This is a genomic window from Pseudomonas sp. CAM1A, assembly GCF_047501685.1.
Taxonomy (GTDB): Bacteria; Pseudomonadota; Gammaproteobacteria; order Pseudomonadales; family Pseudomonadaceae; genus Aquipseudomonas.
This window is the reverse complement of sequence record NZ_JBFNXP010000007.1, coordinates 165,200-181,468: the sequence shown is the minus strand read 5'-3', so window position 1 is coordinate 181,468 and position 16,269 is coordinate 165,200. Positions and strand designations below refer to the sequence as shown.

Annotated in this window: 30 protein-coding genes and 1 pseudogene; all 31 read left to right on the top strand. The window is 57.2% G+C overall.

What is annotated here, in order from left to right:
• Window positions 1–180, top strand: a pseudogene (locus tag ABZO33_RS17560) (elongation factor Tu); the annotation flags it as partial.
• 141 nt (window positions 181–321) lie between these two features.
• A complete protein-coding gene (rpsJ, locus tag ABZO33_RS17555; RefSeq protein ID WP_003186070.1) occupies window positions 322–633 on the top strand; it encodes a 30S ribosomal protein S10 in 312 nt (103 codons plus the stop codon).
• A gap of 80 nt (window positions 634–713) precedes the next feature.
• Complete coding sequence (rplC, locus tag ABZO33_RS17550) at window positions 714–1,349, top strand: 50S ribosomal protein L3 (protein WP_011531887.1); 636 nt, start codon at window positions 714–716, stop codon at window positions 1,347–1,349.
• 12 nt (window positions 1,350–1,361) lie between these two features.
• Window positions 1,362–1,964: a 50S ribosomal protein L4 gene (gene rplD, locus ABZO33_RS17545; protein ID WP_003255485.1), complete on the top strand. Its 603-nt coding sequence runs from the start codon at window positions 1,362–1,364 to the stop codon at window positions 1,962–1,964.
• Window positions 1,961–2,260: a 50S ribosomal protein L23 gene (rplW, locus tag ABZO33_RS17540; RefSeq protein ID WP_003255484.1), complete on the top strand. Its 300-nt coding sequence runs from the start codon at window positions 1,961–1,963 to the stop codon at window positions 2,258–2,260. Before rplD ends, rplW begins: the two co-directional genes overlap by 4 nt.
• 14 nt (window positions 2,261–2,274) lie before the next feature.
• A complete protein-coding gene (gene rplB / locus ABZO33_RS17535) occupies window positions 2,275–3,099 on the top strand; it encodes a 50S ribosomal protein L2 (RefSeq protein ID WP_027915105.1) in 825 nt (274 codons plus the stop codon).
• Window positions 3,100–3,115: 16 nt separating this feature from the next.
• The gene (rpsS, locus tag ABZO33_RS17530) at window positions 3,116–3,391 is read left to right on the top strand and encodes a 30S ribosomal protein S19 (protein WP_003255482.1); all 276 of its coding nucleotides are present in this window, start codon (window positions 3,116–3,118) and stop codon (window positions 3,389–3,391) included.
• An 11-nt stretch (window positions 3,392–3,402) separates the two neighbouring features.
• The gene (gene rplV / locus ABZO33_RS17525; RefSeq protein ID WP_003103908.1) at window positions 3,403–3,735 is read left to right on the top strand and encodes a 50S ribosomal protein L22; all 333 of its coding nucleotides are present in this window, start codon (window positions 3,403–3,405) and stop codon (window positions 3,733–3,735) included.
• Between the two features lie 13 nt (window positions 3,736–3,748).
• Window positions 3,749–4,435 (top strand): 30S ribosomal protein S3, encoded by a 687-nt coding sequence (gene rpsC / locus ABZO33_RS17520; protein WP_011531889.1) that lies wholly within the window; start codon window positions 3,749–3,751, stop codon window positions 4,433–4,435.
• 12 nt (window positions 4,436–4,447) lie between these two features.
• Window positions 4,448–4,861 carry a 50S ribosomal protein L16 gene (gene rplP, locus ABZO33_RS17515; RefSeq protein ID WP_009397508.1) on the top strand — a complete coding sequence of 138 codons (414 nt, stop codon included), beginning with the start codon at window positions 4,448–4,450 and terminating at the stop codon, window positions 4,859–4,861.
• Entirely contained in the window at window positions 4,861–5,052 is a 192-nt protein-coding gene (gene rpmC, locus ABZO33_RS17510) for a 50S ribosomal protein L29 (protein WP_002555481.1), read from the top strand. The genes rplP and rpmC overlap by 1 nt, the downstream gene beginning before the upstream one ends.
• Before the next feature lie 2 nt (window positions 5,053–5,054).
• Window positions 5,055–5,321, top strand: coding sequence for a 30S ribosomal protein S17 (rpsQ, locus tag ABZO33_RS17505; protein WP_003255478.1), 267 nt, complete (start codon window positions 5,055–5,057; stop codon window positions 5,319–5,321).
• 23 nt (window positions 5,322–5,344) lie between these two features.
• A complete protein-coding gene (gene rplN, locus ABZO33_RS17500) occupies window positions 5,345–5,713 on the top strand; it encodes a 50S ribosomal protein L14 (RefSeq protein WP_008089810.1) in 369 nt (122 codons plus the stop codon).
• An 11-nt stretch (window positions 5,714–5,724) separates the two neighbouring features.
• Window positions 5,725–6,039, top strand: coding sequence for a 50S ribosomal protein L24 (gene rplX, locus ABZO33_RS17495; protein ID WP_023629180.1), 315 nt, complete (start codon window positions 5,725–5,727; stop codon window positions 6,037–6,039).
• 20 nt (window positions 6,040–6,059) lie between these two features.
• Window positions 6,060–6,599: a 50S ribosomal protein L5 gene (rplE, locus tag ABZO33_RS17490; RefSeq protein ID WP_003255474.1), complete on the top strand. Its 540-nt coding sequence runs from the start codon at window positions 6,060–6,062 to the stop codon at window positions 6,597–6,599.
• A gap of 13 nt (window positions 6,600–6,612) precedes the next feature.
• Window positions 6,613–6,918 carry a 30S ribosomal protein S14 gene (rpsN, locus tag ABZO33_RS17485; RefSeq protein WP_023629181.1) on the top strand — a complete coding sequence of 102 codons (306 nt, stop codon included), beginning with the start codon at window positions 6,613–6,615 and terminating at the stop codon, window positions 6,916–6,918.
• Between the two features lie 210 nt (window positions 6,919–7,128).
• Window positions 7,129–7,521: a 30S ribosomal protein S8 gene (gene rpsH / locus ABZO33_RS17480; protein WP_046857345.1), complete on the top strand. Its 393-nt coding sequence runs from the start codon at window positions 7,129–7,131 to the stop codon at window positions 7,519–7,521.
• A gap of 12 nt (window positions 7,522–7,533) precedes the next feature.
• Window positions 7,534–8,067: a 50S ribosomal protein L6 gene (gene rplF, locus ABZO33_RS17475; protein ID WP_046857344.1), complete on the top strand. Its 534-nt coding sequence runs from the start codon at window positions 7,534–7,536 to the stop codon at window positions 8,065–8,067.
• A 10-nt stretch (window positions 8,068–8,077) separates the two neighbouring features.
• A complete protein-coding gene (rplR, locus tag ABZO33_RS17470; protein WP_023629183.1) occupies window positions 8,078–8,428 on the top strand; it encodes a 50S ribosomal protein L18 in 351 nt (116 codons plus the stop codon).
• Between the two features lie 3 nt (window positions 8,429–8,431).
• A complete protein-coding gene (gene rpsE, locus ABZO33_RS17465; RefSeq protein ID WP_046857343.1) occupies window positions 8,432–8,932 on the top strand; it encodes a 30S ribosomal protein S5 in 501 nt (166 codons plus the stop codon).
• A 2-nt stretch (window positions 8,933–8,934) separates the two neighbouring features.
• Entirely contained in the window at window positions 8,935–9,111 is a 177-nt protein-coding gene (gene rpmD, locus ABZO33_RS17460) for a 50S ribosomal protein L30 (protein ID WP_011531895.1), read from the top strand.
• Window positions 9,112–9,114: 3 nt separating this feature from the next.
• Window positions 9,115–9,549, top strand: a complete 435-nt coding sequence (gene rplO / locus ABZO33_RS17455; protein ID WP_011531896.1) for a 50S ribosomal protein L15 — start codon at window positions 9,115–9,117, stop codon at window positions 9,547–9,549.
• Complete coding sequence (gene secY, locus ABZO33_RS17450) at window positions 9,550–10,881, top strand: preprotein translocase subunit SecY (protein WP_003255459.1); 1,332 nt, start codon at window positions 9,550–9,552, stop codon at window positions 10,879–10,881.
• A 30-nt stretch (window positions 10,882–10,911) separates the two neighbouring features.
• Window positions 10,912–11,028, top strand: coding sequence for a 50S ribosomal protein L36 (rpmJ, locus tag ABZO33_RS17445; protein ID WP_011531897.1), 117 nt, complete (start codon window positions 10,912–10,914; stop codon window positions 11,026–11,028).
• 131 nt (window positions 11,029–11,159) lie between these two features.
• On the top strand, window positions 11,160–11,516 hold the full coding sequence (rpsM, locus tag ABZO33_RS17440) for a 30S ribosomal protein S13 (RefSeq protein ID WP_003255457.1): 357 nt from the start codon (window positions 11,160–11,162) through the stop codon (window positions 11,514–11,516).
• A gap of 18 nt (window positions 11,517–11,534) precedes the next feature.
• On the top strand, window positions 11,535–11,924 hold the full coding sequence (gene rpsK, locus ABZO33_RS17435; protein ID WP_012270237.1) for a 30S ribosomal protein S11: 390 nt from the start codon (window positions 11,535–11,537) through the stop codon (window positions 11,922–11,924).
• Between the two features lie 15 nt (window positions 11,925–11,939).
• Window positions 11,940–12,560, top strand: a complete 621-nt coding sequence (gene rpsD, locus ABZO33_RS17430) for a 30S ribosomal protein S4 (RefSeq protein ID WP_023629185.1) — start codon at window positions 11,940–11,942, stop codon at window positions 12,558–12,560.
• 22 nt (window positions 12,561–12,582) lie between these two features.
• Complete coding sequence (locus ABZO33_RS17425) at window positions 12,583–13,584, top strand: DNA-directed RNA polymerase subunit alpha (protein ID WP_003255452.1); 1,002 nt, start codon at window positions 12,583–12,585, stop codon at window positions 13,582–13,584.
• A gap of 42 nt (window positions 13,585–13,626) precedes the next feature.
• Window positions 13,627–14,013: a 50S ribosomal protein L17 gene (rplQ, locus tag ABZO33_RS17420; protein ID WP_003255451.1), complete on the top strand. Its 387-nt coding sequence runs from the start codon at window positions 13,627–13,629 to the stop codon at window positions 14,011–14,013.
• A 170-nt stretch (window positions 14,014–14,183) separates the two neighbouring features.
• A complete protein-coding gene (locus ABZO33_RS17415; protein WP_414537046.1) occupies window positions 14,184–15,623 on the top strand; it encodes a catalase in 1,440 nt (479 codons plus the stop codon).
• A gap of 163 nt (window positions 15,624–15,786) precedes the next feature.
• Window positions 15,787–16,251: a bacterioferritin gene (gene bfr / locus ABZO33_RS17410; RefSeq protein WP_414537045.1), complete on the top strand. Its 465-nt coding sequence runs from the start codon at window positions 15,787–15,789 to the stop codon at window positions 16,249–16,251.
• Window positions 16,252–16,269: the final 18 nt, after the last annotated feature.

The window sequence follows — 16,269 nt, the reverse complement described above, 5'->3', positions numbered from 1 at the left end:
ACTGACGTGACCGGTAACTGCGAACTGCCGGAAGGCGTTGAAATGGTAATGCCAGGTGACAACATCCAGATGACTGTCACTCTGATCAAGACCATCGCAATGGAAGACGGTCTGCGTTTCGCCATCCGTGAAGGCGGTCGTACCGTCGGCGCCGGCGTCGTAGCCAAAATCATCGAGTAATCACTCGACCGATTGAAAAAGCCCCCGCTCAGCGGGGGCTTTTTTTATTGGGTTGACACTAAATTGGGGCGTCTATAGAATCACGCCTCCTTTTAGCGGGCGTAGTGCGTCCGTTGGGAACAGCCTGGAGTCTGAAATCCAATGCAAAATCAGCAAATCCGTATCAGGTTGAAGGCTTTCGACCATCGCCTGATCGACCAATCCACCCAGGAAATCGTGGAAACCGCGAAACGTACTGGTGCACAAGTGCGTGGTCCAATTCCACTGCCTACCCGCAAAGAGCGTTTCACCGTTCTGGTCTCCCCGCACGTCAACAAAGACGCGCGTGACCAGTACGAGATTCGCACTCATAAGCGTGTTCTGGACATCGTCCAGCCAACGGATAAAACCGTTGATGCGCTGATGAAGCTTGATCTGGCGGCCGGTGTGGAAGTGCAGATCAGCCTCGGCTAAGACTTCGGTCTGGTCGTGTAACGCTCTGAAATGGGCGGCCATAGCGGGTGAAAGCCCCGTACACTCATGAGGTTTACAACATGACTATTGGTGTAGTCGGTCGGAAAGCGGGCATGACCCGTATTTTCACCGAAGAAGGTGTCTCCATTCCGGTCACGGTCATTGAGATCGAGCCGAATCGCGTCACCCAGTTCAAAACCGAAGAAACTGATGGCTACCGTGCAGTGCAAGTCACTGTCGGCGAGCGTCGTGCTTCGCGTGTGACCGCCGCTCAGGCAGGCCACTTTGCCAAGGCCAACGTTGCCGCTGGTCGCGGTGTCTGGGAGTTCCGTCTTGAAGAAGGCGATTTCCAGGCTGGCGATCTGATCAAAGCTGAACTCTTCACTGCAGGCCAGCTGGTAGACGTAACCGGTCAGTCCAAAGGTAAAGGCTTCGCCGGTACCATCAAGCGCTGGAACTTCCGTGGTCAAGATAACACCCACGGTAACTCCGTATCGCACCGTGTCCCTGGCTCCATCGGCCAGTGCCAGACTCCTGGTCGTGTATTCAAGGGCAAGAAAATGTCCGGTCACATGGGCGCTGAGCGCGTGACTGTGCAGTCCCTGGAAGTAGTACGCGTAGACGCTGAACGCAACCTGCTGCTGATCAAGGGTGCCGTTCCAGGCGCTACTGGCGGCGACGTGGTTGTGCGTCCAGCTGTCAAGGCTCGCGGGTAAGGGGAAACTGACATGCAACTTAATGTAAATGACGCTCAGGCGATCGAAGTTTCCGAACTGACTTTCGGTGGCGAATTCAACGAGACGCTGGTACACCAAGCAGTCGTGGCCTACATGGCCGGCGGCCGTCAGGGCACCAAGCAGCAGAAGACCCGTTCTGACGTAGCTGGTGGCGGTAAGCGCCCATGGCGTCAAAAGGGTACTGGCCGCGCTCGTGCCGGTACTACCCGTGGTCCGATCTGGCGTGGCGGTGGTGTAACCTTCGCAGCTCGTCCTCAAGATCACTCGCAGAAGCTCAACAAGAAGATGTACCGCGCAGCACTGCGCTCCATCCTCGCCGAGCTGGTGCGTAGCGACCGTCTGGTCGTGGTTCAGGACTTCGCTGTTGAAGCACCGAAAACCAAAGATCTGCTGAACAAGCTGAACGGCATGGGTCTGAGCGACGTACTGATCGTTTCGGACGCTGTTGATCAGAACCTGTACCTGGCTGCTCGTAACCTGCCGCACGTCGACGTACGTGACGTTCAAGGTTCCGACCCGGTCAGTCTGATCGCATACGAGAAAGTGTTGATCACTGTCTCGGCCGTGAAGAAATTCGAGGAGCTGCTGGGATGAACCAGGAACGCGTATTCAAAGTCCTCCTTGGCCCGCACGTTTCCGAGAAGGCTACCGTTCTGGCTGAGAAAAAAGGCCAGTTCGTATTCAAGGTTGCTACTGATGCAACCAAGCTGGAAATCAAGAAAGCTGTCGAAGGCCTGTTCAACGTAAAAGTTGAAAACGTGTCGACTGTTAACGTTCTGGGTAAAACCAAGCGTACCGCACGTGGTCTGGGCAAGCGTAATGACTGGAAGAAGGCGATCGTCTCCCTTCAGCCAGGCCAAGATCTCGATTTCAGCAGCAGTGCTGAGTAAGGAAGGGGTGCATCATGGCAATCGTTAAATGCAAACCGACTTCCCCTGGCCGCCGTTTTGTGGTCAAGGTGGTCAACAAGGAGCTGCACAAAGGCGCTCCTCACGCACCGCTGCTCGAGAAAAAATCGAAGTCTGGTGGTCGTAACAACAATGGCCGCATCACCACGCGTCACGTAGGTGGTGGTCATAAGCAGCATTACCGTCTGGTTGACTTCCGTCGCAACGACAAAGATGGCATCCCAGCCACTGTCGAGCGTATCGAATACGACCCGAACCGTACTGCTCACATCGCCCTGCTGTGCTACGCAGACGGTGAGCGTCGCTACATCATCGCCCCTAAAGGCGTGAGTGCTGGCGACCAGCTGATCGCAGGTGCCCTGGCCCCAATCAAGGCCGGTAACTCCCTGCAGCTGCGCAACATCCCAGTAGGTAGCACCATTCACGGCATCGAACTGAAGCCGGGTAAAGGTGCTCAGATCGCTCGTTCCGCTGGTGCTTCGGCTCAGCTGATCGCTCGCGAAGGTGTCTACGTGACCCTGCGTCTGCGCTCTGGTGAAATGCGTAAAGTCCTGGCTGAGTGCCGTGCGACCCTGGGCGAAGTCTCGAACTCCGAGCACAGCCTGCGTTCGCTGGGTAAAGCTGGTGCCAAACGCTGGCGCGGCGTTCGCCCAACCGTTCGTGGTGTTGCCATGAACCCGGTTGACCACCCACATGGTGGTGGTGAAGGTCGTACCTCCGGTGGTCGTCATCCGGTATCGCCATGGGGCTTCCCAACCAAGGGTGCTAAAACCCGTGGTAATAAGCGTACCGACAACATGATCGTCCGTCGTCGCAAGTAACTAGAGGGATACGACAGTGCCACGTTCTCTGAAAAAAGGTCCTTTTATCGATCTTCACCTGTTGAAGAAGGTCGAAGTGGCGGTGGAGAAGAACGATCGCAAGCCAGTTAAAACCTGGTCGCGCCGTTCGATGATCCTGCCACAAATGGTCGGTCTGACCATCGCGGTACACAACGGTCGCCAACACGTCCCAGTTCTCGTGAACGAAGACATGGTCGGCCACAAACTGGGCGAGTTTGCCGGTACCCGCACCTACCGCGGGCACGTGGCTGACAAGAAAGCCAAGCGTTAAGGGGTAAGGAAATGGAAGTAGCCGCTAAGTTGTCGGGCGCTCGCATCTCCGCCCAGAAAGCCCGCTTGGTCGCCGACCAGATCCGCGGGAAGAAGGTGGGCGAAGCGCTCAACCTGTTGGCCTTCAGCAGCAAAAAAGCCGCTGAAATCATGAAGAAAGTCCTCGAGTCGGCCGTTGCCAACGCCGAACACAACGAAGGCGCAGACGTTGATGACCTGAAGGTCTCCACCGTCTTCGTCAACGAAGGGCGTTCGCTGAAGCGCATCATGCCGCGTGCCAAAGGCCGCGCTGATCGCATCGTCAAGCGGTCTTGCCATATCACTGTCAAGGTTGCGGACAAGTAACGGAGTCGATCAGATGGGTCAGAAAGTACATCCCACTGGCATTCGCCTGGGAATCGTCAAGGAGCACACCTCCGTCTGGTACGCAGACGGCGCGACTTACGCAGATTACCTGCTGAAGGATCTGCAAACTCGCGAGTACCTCCAAGACAAACTAAAAAGCGCGTCCGTTAGCCGTATCGATATTCATCGTCCGGCTCAAACTGCACGCATCACCATCCACACCGCTCGTCCCGGTATCGTTATCGGCAAGAAAGGTGAAGATGTTGAGAAGCTGCGTCAGGACCTGACCAAGCAGATGGGTGTGCCTGTGCACATCAACATCGAAGAGATCCGCAAGCCGGAACTCGACGCTATGCTGGTTGCTCAGAGCGTAGCCCAGCAGCTGGAACGCCGCGTAATGTTCCGTCGCGCCATGAAGCGCGCCGTGCAGAACGCCATGCGTATTGGTGCCAAGGGCATCAAGATCCAGGTGAGCGGTCGTCTCGGCGGCGCCGAGATCGCACGTACCGAGTGGTATCGCGAAGGTCGTGTGCCCCTGCACACCCTGCGTGCCGATATCGACTACAACACCTACGAAGCTCACACCACCTACGGTGTGATCGGTGTGAAGGTTTGGATCTTCAAAGGCGAAGTTATTGGTGGTCGCCAGGAAGAGCTGAAGCCGCAAGCACCAGCGCCTCGTAAAAAAGCTGCTAAGTAAGGGGTACGCCAAATGTTGCAACCAAAGCGTACAAAATTCCGCAAGCAGATGACCGGCCACAACCGTGGTCTGGCACTGCGCGGTAGCAAGGTCAGCTTCGGCGAATTCGCTCTGAAAGCTGTCGCCCGCGGTCGTCTCACCGCTCGCCAGATCGAGTCGGCACGTCGTGCCCTGACCCGTCACGTTAAGCGTGGCGGCAAGATCTGGATCCGTGTGTTCCCGGACAAGCCGGTTACCAAGAAGCCTCTCGAAGTGCGGATGGGTAAAGGTAAGGGTTCCGTGGAATACTGGGTTGCCCAGATTCAGCCAGGCAAAGTCCTGTACGAGATCGAGGGTGTTTCTGAAGAGCTGGCGCGCGAAGCTTTCGCCCTGGCTGCTGCAAAGCTGCCACTCGCCACCTCCTTTGTTAAGCGGACGGTGATGTGATGAAAGCGAATGAACTTCGTGAAAAATCCGCACAGCAACTGAATGAGCAACTGCTCGGCTTGCTGCGCGACCAGTTCAATCTGCGCATGCAGAAAGCAACTGGCCAGTTGGGGCAGTCGCACCTGCTCTCGCAAGTTAAGCGTGACATCGCTCGCGTGAAAACTGTGCTCAACCAGCAGGCAGGTAAGTGATCATGGCTGAAGCTGAAAAAACCGTCCGTACGCTGACTGGCCGTGTCGTCAGCGACAAAATGGACAAGACCATCACCGTTCTGATCGAGCGTCGCGTAAAGCACCCGATCTACGGTAAATACGTTAAGCGTTCGACTAAGCTGCACGCGCACGACGAAGCCAACCAGTGCAAGATCGGCGACAAGGTTTCCATCCGTGAAACCCGTCCGCTGGCCAAGACCAAGTCCTGGGCACTGGTTGAAGTCCTCGAACGCGCTGTTGAAGTCTAAGGGCTAGGGGTCGGAGAAATTTTATGATTCAGACTCAATCCATGCTCGATGTGGCCGATAACAGCGGCGCTCGTCGCGTCATGTGCATCAAGGTGCTCGGCGGTTCCCACCGTCGTTACGCCGGTATCGGTGACATCATCAAAGTTACCGTCAAGGAAGCAATTCCTCGCGGTAAGGTCAAGAAAGGCCAGGTGATGACCGCTGTTGTCGTCCGTACCCGTCACGGTGTACGTCGCGCTGACGGTTCCATCATTCGTTTCGACGGCAACGCTGCTGTTCTGCTGAACACCAAGCAAGAGCCGATCGGTACTCGCATCTTCGGGCCAGTGACCCGTGAACTTCGTACCGAGAAGTTCATGAAGATCGTTTCGCTCGCCCCTGAAGTGCTCTAAGGAGATCCGACATGCAAAAGATTCGTCGTGACGACGAGATCATCGTGATCGCCGGCAAAGACAAGGGTAAGCGCGGTAAGGTGCTGAAGGTTCTGGCTGATGACCGTCTGGTCATCGGTGGCGTGAACCTGGTCAAGCGTCATACCAAGCCTAACCCGATGGCGGGCGTTCAGGGCGGTATCGTCGAAAAAGAAGCGCCACTGCACGCTTCCAACGTTGCCATCTTCAACAGCGAAACCAACAAGGCTGACCGCGTTGGCTTCAAAGTAGAAGAAGGCAAGAAAATTCGTGTCTTCAAGTCGACCCAAAAAGCGGTTGATGCTTGAACACTGCTAGGTAGAAGACCATGGCACGACTGAAAGAGATTTACCGGAACGAAATCGCTCCCAAGCTTAAGGAAGAACTTAAGCTGTCGAACGTGATGGAAGTTCCGCGCGTTACCAAAATCACCCTGAACATGGGTCTGGGCGAAGCGATCGGCGACAAGAAAGTCATCGAGCACGCTGTTGCCGACCTGGAAAAGATCACCGGTCAAAAGCCGGTCGTGACTTTCGCTCGTAAATCCATCGCGGGCTTCAAAGTCCGTGAAGGCTGGCCGATCGGCGTCAAGGTGACCCTGCGTAGCGACAAGATGTACGAATTCCTGGACCGCCTGCTGGCGATCTCCCTGCCTCGGGTTCGCGACTTCCGCGGCCTGAATGCCAAGTCCTTCGATGGCCGTGGCAACTACAGCATGGGCGTGAAAGAGCAGATCATCTTCCCGGAAATCGATTACGACAAGATCGATGCTCTGCGCGGTTTGGACATCACCCTGACCACCACTGCTCGTTCGGACGACGAAGGCCGCGCTCTGCTGCGTGCTTTCAAGTTCCCGTTCCGCAACTGATTGGAGTAGGAAAATGGCCAAGAAGAGCATGAAAAACCGCGAGCTGAAGCGTCAGCTCACGGTAGCCAAGTACGCCAAAAAGCGTGCCGAGCTGAAAGCGACCATCGTCAACCTGAACGCCTCTCCAGAAGAGCGTTTCGCTGCCGTTGTCGCCCTGCAGAAGCAACCACGTGACGCCAGCGCTTCGCGCATGCGTAACCGTTGCCGCATCACCGGTCGTCCGCACGGCGTGTACCGCAAGTTCGGCCTCGGCCGTAACAAGCTGCGCGAAGCTGCCATGCGTGGTGACGTGCCGGGTCTGGTCAAGGCCAGCTGGTAATCCCGGTTGGCGTGACCACCGGTGGAAGGGGAGCAATCTTCCGACCACCGGTGACCTCGCATTGAAACAAGCCCCTATATGGGGCTTGTTTCGTTTCTGCCTTGTGTCTAGAATGACCGGCTCACCTGAGCCCGGGTTTTTTGCCCTGCCTGCTCGGGTGGTTGTGATAGCCGCAAGGCTAATAATTCTTGTATCAGGAGCATCTAGCCCATGAGTATGCAGGACCCGTTAGCGGACATGCTAACTCGCATCCGTAATGCCCAGATGGCTGAAAAGTCTGTCGTAAGCATGCCTTCTTCTACCCTGAAGGTCGCGGTTGCCAAAGTACTGAAAGACGAAGGCTACATCGCTGGCTACGAAGTCAACGGCGAAGCCAAGCCTTCCCTGTCGATCGAACTGAAGTACTTCGAAGGCCGTCCGGTCATCGAGGAACTGAAGCGTACCAGCCGTCCTGGCCTGCGCCAGTACAAGGCCGTCACTGAGCTGCCGAAAGTACGTGGCGGCCTGGGCGTGTCTATCGTCTCCACCAACAAAGGTGTGATGACTGACCGCGCTGCGCGCGCTGCCGGTGTCGGCGGCGAAGTTCTGTGCACAGTGTTCTAAGGGGAGATAGGCATGTCTCGCGTCGCTAAGAACCCCGTTAAGCTGCCAGCAGGCGTCGAAGTCAAATTCGCCGGCCAGCAGCTTTCGGTGAAGGGTGCCAAGGGCACTCTCGAACTGAACGTTCACTCGTCTGTTGAAGTTACCGAAGAGTCTGGTGAGCTGCGTTTCGTCGCTCGCAACGGTGACCAGCAAGCTCGCGCCATGGCCGGTACTACCCGCGCCCTGGTGAACAACATGGTCCAAGGCGTAAGCCAAGGCTTCGAGCGCAAGCTCCAGCTGGTCGGTGTTGGTTACAAAGCTCAGGCCAAAGGCACCGTCCTGAACCTGGCTCTGGGCTTCTCGCACCCAGTGGATTACGAACTGCCAGCCGGTATCACCGCTGAAACCCCAAGCCAGACCGACATCCTGATCAAGGGTATCGACAAGCAGCTGGTGGGTCAGGTGGCCGCTGAAGTCCGCGGTTTCCGTCCGCCAGAGCCTTACAAGGGCAAGGGTGTGCGTTACGCGGACGAAGTAGTCCGTCGTAAAGAAGCCAAGAAGAAGTAGGGCCTAGCAAATGACCGACAAAAAAGTTATTCGACTGCGTCGCGCTCGCAAAGCACGCCTGAAAATGCACGAGCTCGAAGCCGTGCGTCTGTGCGTGTTCCGCTCCTCGCAGCACATCTATGCCCAGGTCATTTCGGCCGACGGCAGCAAGGTTCTGGCAAGCGCCTCGACCTTGGACAAAGAACTGCGTGATGGCGCCACTGGCAACATCGACGCGGCCACTAAGGTTGGCAAGCTGGTAGCTGAGCGCGCGAAAGCCGCCGGTGTATCTCAAGTTGCCTTTGACCGTTCCGGCTTCAAGTACCATGGCCGCGTCAAAGCGCTGGCTGATGCTGCTCGTGAAGGCGGGCTGGAGTTCTAAGTTATGGCAAATAACGATCAAAAGCGCGACGAAGGCTACATCGAGAAGCTGGTTCAAGTTAACCGCGTAGCCAAAACCGTTAAAGGCGGCCGTATCTTCACCTTCACCGCGCTGACCGTGGTAGGTGATGGCAAGGGTCGTGTTGGCTTTGGCCGTGGCAAGTCGCGCGAAGTACCTGCCGCGATCCAGAAAGCCATGGAAGCTGCTCGTCGCAACATGATTCAGGTTGACCTGAAGGGCACCACCCTGCAGTACGCCACCAAGGCCGCCCACGGCGCCTCGAAGGTCTACATGCAGCCTGCCTCGGAAGGTACCGGTATCATCGCCGGCGGCGCAATGCGTGCCGTCCTGGAAGTTGCTGGTGTTCAGAACGTCCTGGCCAAGTGCTACGGTTCGACCAACCCGGTGAACGTGGTTCACGCCACCTTCAAGGGTCTGAAAGCCATGCAATCCCCTGAGTCCATTGCTGCCAAGCGCGGCAAGACTGTTGAGGAGATCCGCTGATCATGGCAACCGTCAAAGTAACGCTGATCAAGAGCGTCTCGGGCCGTATCCCTAACCACAAGCTGTGCGTGAAGGGTCTGGGTCTGCGTCGTATCGGTCACACTGTAGAAGTCCAGGATACTCCCGAGAACCGCGGGATGATCAACAAGGCTTACTACATGCTGAAGGTCGAGGGTTAATCAATGAAACTCAATGATCTGAGTCCAGCGCCGGGTTCCCGTCGCGAGAAGCACCGTCCGGGCCGTGGTATCGGTAGCGGTCTGGGCAAGACTGGTGGCCGTGGTCACAAAGGTCAGACTTCCCGTTCCGGTGGCTCCATTGCTCCAGGCTTCGAAGGCGGTCAACAGCCGCTGCACCGTCGCCTGCCGAAGTTCGGCTTCGTTTCCCTGAAAGCCATGGACCGCGCAGAAGTGCGTCTGTCCGAGCTGGCCAAGGTGGAAGGCGATCTGATCACCGTTCAGTCCCTGAAGGACGCCAACGTGATCGGCCAGCACGTACAGCGTGTGAAAATCATGCTGTCGGGCGAAGTCACTCGCGCAGTCACCCTCAAGGGTATCGCCGTCACCAAAGGTGCACGTGCGGCTATCGAAGCAGCTGGCGGCAAGTTCGAGGAATAAATGGCTAAGCAAGGTGCTCTCTCTTCGCTCGGTAAGGGCGGGATGTCGGAACTCTGGGCTCGTCTGCGTTTTCTGTTCATGGCGATCATCGTCTATCGGATTGGCGCGCACATCCCGGTACCAGGCATTAACCCGGACCGTCTCGCGGATCTGTTCCGGCAGAATGAGGGGACCATTCTTAGCTTGTTCAACATGTTTTCCGGCGGCGCGCTGGAGCGCATGAGCATCTTTGCACTGGGGATCATGCCGTACATCTCGGCATCGATCATCATGCAGCTCATGACCGCTGTCAGCCCGCAGCTGGAGCAGTTGAAGAAGGAAGGTGAAGCTGGCCGTCGCAAGATCAGCCAGTACACCCGCTACGGCACCGTTATCCTGGCGCTGGTTCAAGCCATTGGCATGTCCATTGGCCTGGCCAACCAGGGCGTGGCGTTTTCTGCTGGCCTCGGCTTCCATGTCGTCGCCGTCTCCACCTTCGTGGCAGGCGCGATGTTCATGATGTGGCTGGGTGAGCAGATCACCGAGCGCGGTGTGGGCAACGGTATCTCGATGTTGATCTTCGCAGGTATCGTTGCCGGTCTTCCGAGAGCAATCGGGCAGTCTTTCGAGTCTGCACGCACAGGCGATATCAACATCTTCGCCCTGGTCGCAATCGGTTTGCTGGCAGTAGCGATTATCGGCTTCGTGGTGTTCATCGAGCGTGGTCAGCGTCGTATCGCCGTTCACTACGCCAAGCGTCAGCAGGGCCGCAAGGTCTTCGCTGCGCAGACCAGCCACCTGCCGCTGAAAGTGAACATGGCGGGCGTAATCCCGGCCATTTTCGCGAGCAGCATCTTGCTGTTCCCGGCTTCGCTGGGTGCCTGGTTCGGTCAGTCTGAAGGTATGGGCTGGCTGCAGGACATCTCGCAGTCGATCGCTCCTGGTCAGCCGTTGAACATTCTGCTGTTTAGTGCAGGGATCATTTTCTTCTGCTTCTTCTACACAGCGTTGATGTTCAACCCGAAAGACGTAGCGGAAAACCTGAAGAAGTCCGGTGCCTTTATTCCGGGCATCCGTCCTGGTGAGCAGTCGGCGCGCTACATTGATGGCGTTCTGACCCGTTTGACCATGTTCGGTGCTCTTTACATGATGGCCGTGTGCCTTCTGCCCCAGTTCCTGGTGGTGGCAGCAAACGTGCCGTTCTACCTTGGCGGGACCTCGTTGCTGATTGTGGTAGTGGTTGTGATGGACTTCATGTCCCAAGTACAATCGCACCTCGTTTCGCACCAGTACGAATCCCTGATGAAGAAAGCCAACCTGAAAGGCTACGGCGGCAGCGGTCTGCTGCGCTGATTTAGCCCCTTAAGGTTCGAGGAGTCGGTAATGAAAGTTCGTGCATCGGTGAAAAAGCTGTGCCGCAACTGCAAGATCATTCGTCGCGAAGGTATCGTGCGCGTGATCTGCAGCGCGGAACCGCGTCACAAGCAGCGCCAAGGCTGAGTGTGATCCGCGCTTCAAACCCAGCAGCTAGTGTGCTGCTGGGTTGATTAATCGTTTCTACAGCGATATTATCTCGCGCCCTATTTCTTGGCTTCCGGGGCGTAGGTAGCTGTCAATTGGAGTCCCACTGAATGGCCCGTATTGCAGGCGTCAACATTCCAGATAACAAGCATACTGTTATCTCGCTGACCTACATCTATGGTGTCGGTCGCACAACTGCACAGAAGATCTGTGCGGATGCTGGTGTAAACCCAGCCGCTAAGATCAAGGATCTGAGCGACGAGCAAATCGAAACCCTGCGTGGCGAAGTCGCGAAGTTCACCACCGAAGGTGACCTGCGTCGTGACATCAACATGAAGATCAAACGCTTGATGGACCTGGGTTGCTACCGCGGCCTGCGTCATCGTAAAGGTCTGCCGGTTCGCGGTCAGCGCACCAAGACCAACGCACGCACCCGTAAGGGCCCGCGTAAGCCGATCCGCAAGTAATCGCCCAGGAATATAGACATGGCAAAACCTGCTGCTCGTCCTCGTAAAAAAATCAAAAAGACAGTGGTTGATGGCATCGCCCACATCCATGCGTCTTTCAACAACACCATCGTGACCATCACCGACCGTCAGGGCAACGCACTGTCCTGGGCTACTTCCGGTGGTTCGGGTTTCCGTGGTTCGCGCAAATCCACTCCGTTCGCAGCACAGATCGCTGCTGAGCGTGCTGGTCAAGCTGCGCTGGAATACGGTCTGAAGAACCTCGACGTGAACGTCAAGGGTCCAGGTCCAGGTCGTGAGTCCGCCGTTCGTGCACTGAACAGCTGCGGCTACAAGATCGCCAGCATCACCGACGTGACGCCAATCCCGCATAACGGGTGCCGTCCGCCGAAGAAGCGTCGCGTGTAATCAGGAGACAGATAAATGGCACGTTACATTGGTCCAAAATGCAAACTGTCTCGCCGTGAAGGCACTGACCTGTTCCTGAAGAGCGGCGTTCGCGCTCTGGAATCGAAGTGCAACATCGAAGCAGCCCCAGGTATCCACGGCCAGCGCCGTGGCCGTCAGTCCGACTACGGTACCCAGCTGCGCGAGAAACAAAAAGTCCGTCGTATCTACGGTGTTCTGGAGCGTCAGTTCCGCGGTTACTACCAAGCTGCTGCCTCGAAAAAAGGCGCAACCGGTGAGAACCTGCTGCAACTGCTCGAGTGCCGTCTGGATAACGTCGTTTACCGTATGGGCTTCGGCTCGACTCGTTCCGAGTCCCGTCAGCTGGTTTCGCACAAAGCGATCAGCGTCAACGGTAAGACTGTAAACATTCCATCCTACCAAGTTCGTCCGGGTGACGTGGTCTCGGTTCGCGAGAAGTCGCTGAACCAGCTGCGCATTGTTCAAGCCCTTGAACTGTGCGCCCAGCGTGGCCGCGTTGAGTGGGTTGATGTGGATGCTGCTAAAAAGTCGGGCGTTTTCAAGAACGTTCCTGCTCGCAGCGACCTGTCCGCCGACATCAACGAAAACCTGATTGTCGAGCTCTACTCCAAGTAAGGGCTAGAAAATAGGTGCATCCATGCAGATTTCGGTAAATGAGTTTCTGACACCCCGTCACATCGACGTGCAGGTTGTCAGTCCAACCCGCGCCAAGATCACGCTCGAGCCTCTCGAGCGTGGCTTCGGCCATACCCTGGGCAACGCGCTGCGCCGCATCCTGTTGTCCTCCATGCCTGGCTGTGCAGTAGTCGAGGCCGAGATCGATGGCGTACTCCATGAGTACTCCGCGATCGAAGGTGTACAGGAAGACGTCATTGAAATCCTGTTGAACCTGAAAGGCCTGGCTATCAAACTGCACGGTCGTGACGAAGTTACGCTGACCTTGTCGAAAAAGGGTTCGGGGGTGGTTACCGCTGCCGATATTCAGCTGGATCACGATGTCGAGATCGTCAACCCCGATCACGTAATCGCGAACCTGGCGTCCAACGGCGCCCTGAACATGAAGCTCACCGTAGCTCGTGGTCGCGGTTACGAGCCGGCCGACTCTCGTCAGACTGACGAAGACGAAAGCCGCAGCATTGGCCGTCTCCAGCTGGACGCTTCGTTCAGCCCGGTGCGTCGTATCGCCTACGTGGTCGAGAACGCCCGTGTTGAACAGCGTACCAACCTGGACAAGCTGGTCATCGATCTGGAAACCAACGGTACCCTGGATCCTGAAGAGGCTATCCGTCGTGCCGCGACCATCCTGCAACAGCAGCTGGCCGCGTTCGTCGACCTCAAAGGTGACAGCGAGCCGGTTGTGGTCGAGCAGGAAGACGAGATCGATCCGATCCTGCTGCGCCCGGTTGACGACCTGGAACTGACCGTACGTTCGGCCAACTGCCTCAAGGCGGAGAACATCTACTACATCGGCGACCTGATTCAGCGTACCGAAGTAGAGCTGTTGAAGACTCCTAACCTGGGCAAGAAGTCCCTGACTGAAATCAAGGACGTGCTGGCCTCCCGTGGTCTGTCTCTCGGCATGCGCCTCGACAACTGGCCGCCTGCAAGCCTTAAGAAAGACGACAAGGCGACTGCCTGATCGTCGTAATCACCGAACGTTGTGTTTGGTAAGGAATGAATCATGCGTCATCGTAAAAGTGGACGTCACCTGAGCCGTACCAGCTCTCACCGCAAAGCTATGTTCCAGAACATGGCTGTGTCGCTGATCGAGCACGAGCTGATCAAAACCACCCTGCCGAAAGCCAAGGAACTGCGTCGCGTTGCCGAGCCGCTGATCACCCTGGCCAAGGAAGACAGCGTTGCCAACCGTCGTCTGGCCTTCGACCGTACCCGTTCGAAGTCCGCCGTTGGCAAACTGTTCAACGACCTGGGCAAGCGCTACGCCACCCGTCAGGGCGGCTACCTGCGTATCCTGAAGTGCGGTTTCCGCGCTGGCGACAACGCGCCTATGGCGTACGTCGAGCTGGTTGATCGTCCGGTCGGTGGTGCTGTAGAAGCTGCCGAGTAAGACGTTCTGTCTGCTACAAGAAACCGGGCCTAGGCCCGGTTTTTTGTTGTCTGGTGAATTGTTATTTTCTATTGATACAAGTCATTTAATGAATTTGTCCTTGTAACCTTGCTCGACAATACTCTCCTCAAGCCGATTAGCCGGCAATTCAAGACCGACCAGGAGAGCCCATGAGCAAGATTCTCACTACCGCCAGCGGTGCACCCGTAGCCGATAACCAGAACTCCCGTTCCGCAGGCCCCCGTGGCCCGCTGCTGCTCGACGACTTCCACCTGCTCGAGAAGCTTGCCCACTTCAACCGCGAGAACATCCCGGAGCGTCGCGTGCACGCCAAGGGCTCTGGCGCCTACGGTACCTTCACCGTCACCCGCGATATCACCGAGCTCAGCAGTGCCAAGCTGTTTGACGCAATCGGTAAGCAGACCGAGACGTTCCTGCGCTTCTCCACCGTGGGTGGCGAGCGCGGCTCCGCAGACACCGAACGCGACCCGCGTGGTTTCGCGGTGAAGTTCTACACCGAAGAAGGTAACTGGGACATCGTCGGTAACAATACCCCGGTGTTTTTCATTCGTGATCCGCTGAAGTTCCCCGACTTCATCCACACCCAGAAGCGCCACCCGCAGAGCAACCTGAAGAACGCGCAAATGATGTGGGACTTCTGGTCGCATTCGCCCGAGGCGCTGCACCAGGTCACCATCCTGTTCTCCGATCGCGGCATTCCCGATGGCTACCGCCACATGCACGGCTTCGGCAGCCACACCTACAGCCTGATCAACGCCAACGGCGAGCGGACCTGGGTCAAATGGCACTTCAAGACCCAGCAAGGCATCAAGAACCTGGCGCCGGCCGACGCTGCCCGCCTGGCTGGTAGCGATCCGGACTATGCCCAGCGGGACCTGTTCGAGGCCATCGAGCGCGGCGACTTCCCGCGTTGGACCGTGTGCATCCAGGTAATGAGTGAGGCCGAGGCGGCCAGCCGCGACGAAAACCCGTTCGATGTGACCAAGACCTGGTCGCAGAAGGATTATCCGTTGATCGAAGTCGGCGTGTTGGAGCTCAACCGCAACCCGCTCAACTACTTCGCCGAAGTCGAGCAGGCGGCGTTCGGGCCCAGCAACATGGTCCCCGGGGTTGGCCTGTCGCCAGACCGCATGCTCCAGGGACGTGTGTTCGCGTATGCCGATGCGCATCGCTACCGCGTAGGCACCAACCACCAGCAACTGCCGGTCAATGCGCCGCGCAGCCCGGTGAACAGTTACCAGCGGGACGGCTCCATGGCCATCGGCGCATACGGCGGCGCTCCCAACTACGAGCCCAACAGCCATGCAAGCGCGCCGAAGCAATCGCCGCGGCATGCCGAGCCCGCACTGGCCCTGAACGGCTCGGCGGACCGCTACGATCATCGTGAGGACAATGATTACTACAGCCACGCCGGGGCACTGTTCCGCCTGATGAGCGATGAGCAGAAGGCCCTGTTGATCAATAACATCGCCGGGACCATGGCCGGTGTCAGCGACGATGTCATCCAGCGTCAGTTGCAGTACTTCTACAAGGCTGATCCGGCCTACGGCGAAGGGATCGCCAAGGCCTTGGGTGTGAATCTCGGCTAAGTCGAAGTAATAAGAAGAACCGCCCTCATTTAGGCGGTTTTTCAATGAATATCACTACTGTTTAGCCGATTTTTTGCTTCTAATTGCGCGTTTTTCAGTGACCGCGAGCAAAACCTGGTTCACACTAGGCTCTATTGACGTATTCACACGGAGAAGCAGGGCGATGCAAGGTCACCCGGACGTAATCAACTATCTCGTCACGTTGCTGAAGGGCGAACTGGCAGCACGCGATCAGTACTTCATTCACTCGCGCATGTACGAAGACTGGGGCTTGGCCAAGCTCTATGAGCGTATCAACCACGAGATGGAAGAAGAGACGCAGCACGCCGATGCCCTGATGCGCCGTATCCTCATGCTCGAAGGCACGCCGGACATGCGCGCCGACGACCTGGAAGTGGGCAGCACCGTGCCGGAGATGATCGAGGCCGACCTCAAGCTCGAGTACAAAGTACGTGCCGCGCTGTGCAAGGGCATCGAGCTGTGCGAACTGCACAAGGACTACATCAGCCGCGACATCCTGCGCGCACAGCTGGCCGACACCGAAGAAGATCACACCTACTGGCTGGAGAAGCAGCAGGGTCTGATCAAGGCCATCGGCTTGGAGAACTACCTGCAGTCGCAGATGTAAGTTATCCACAGCCCTACG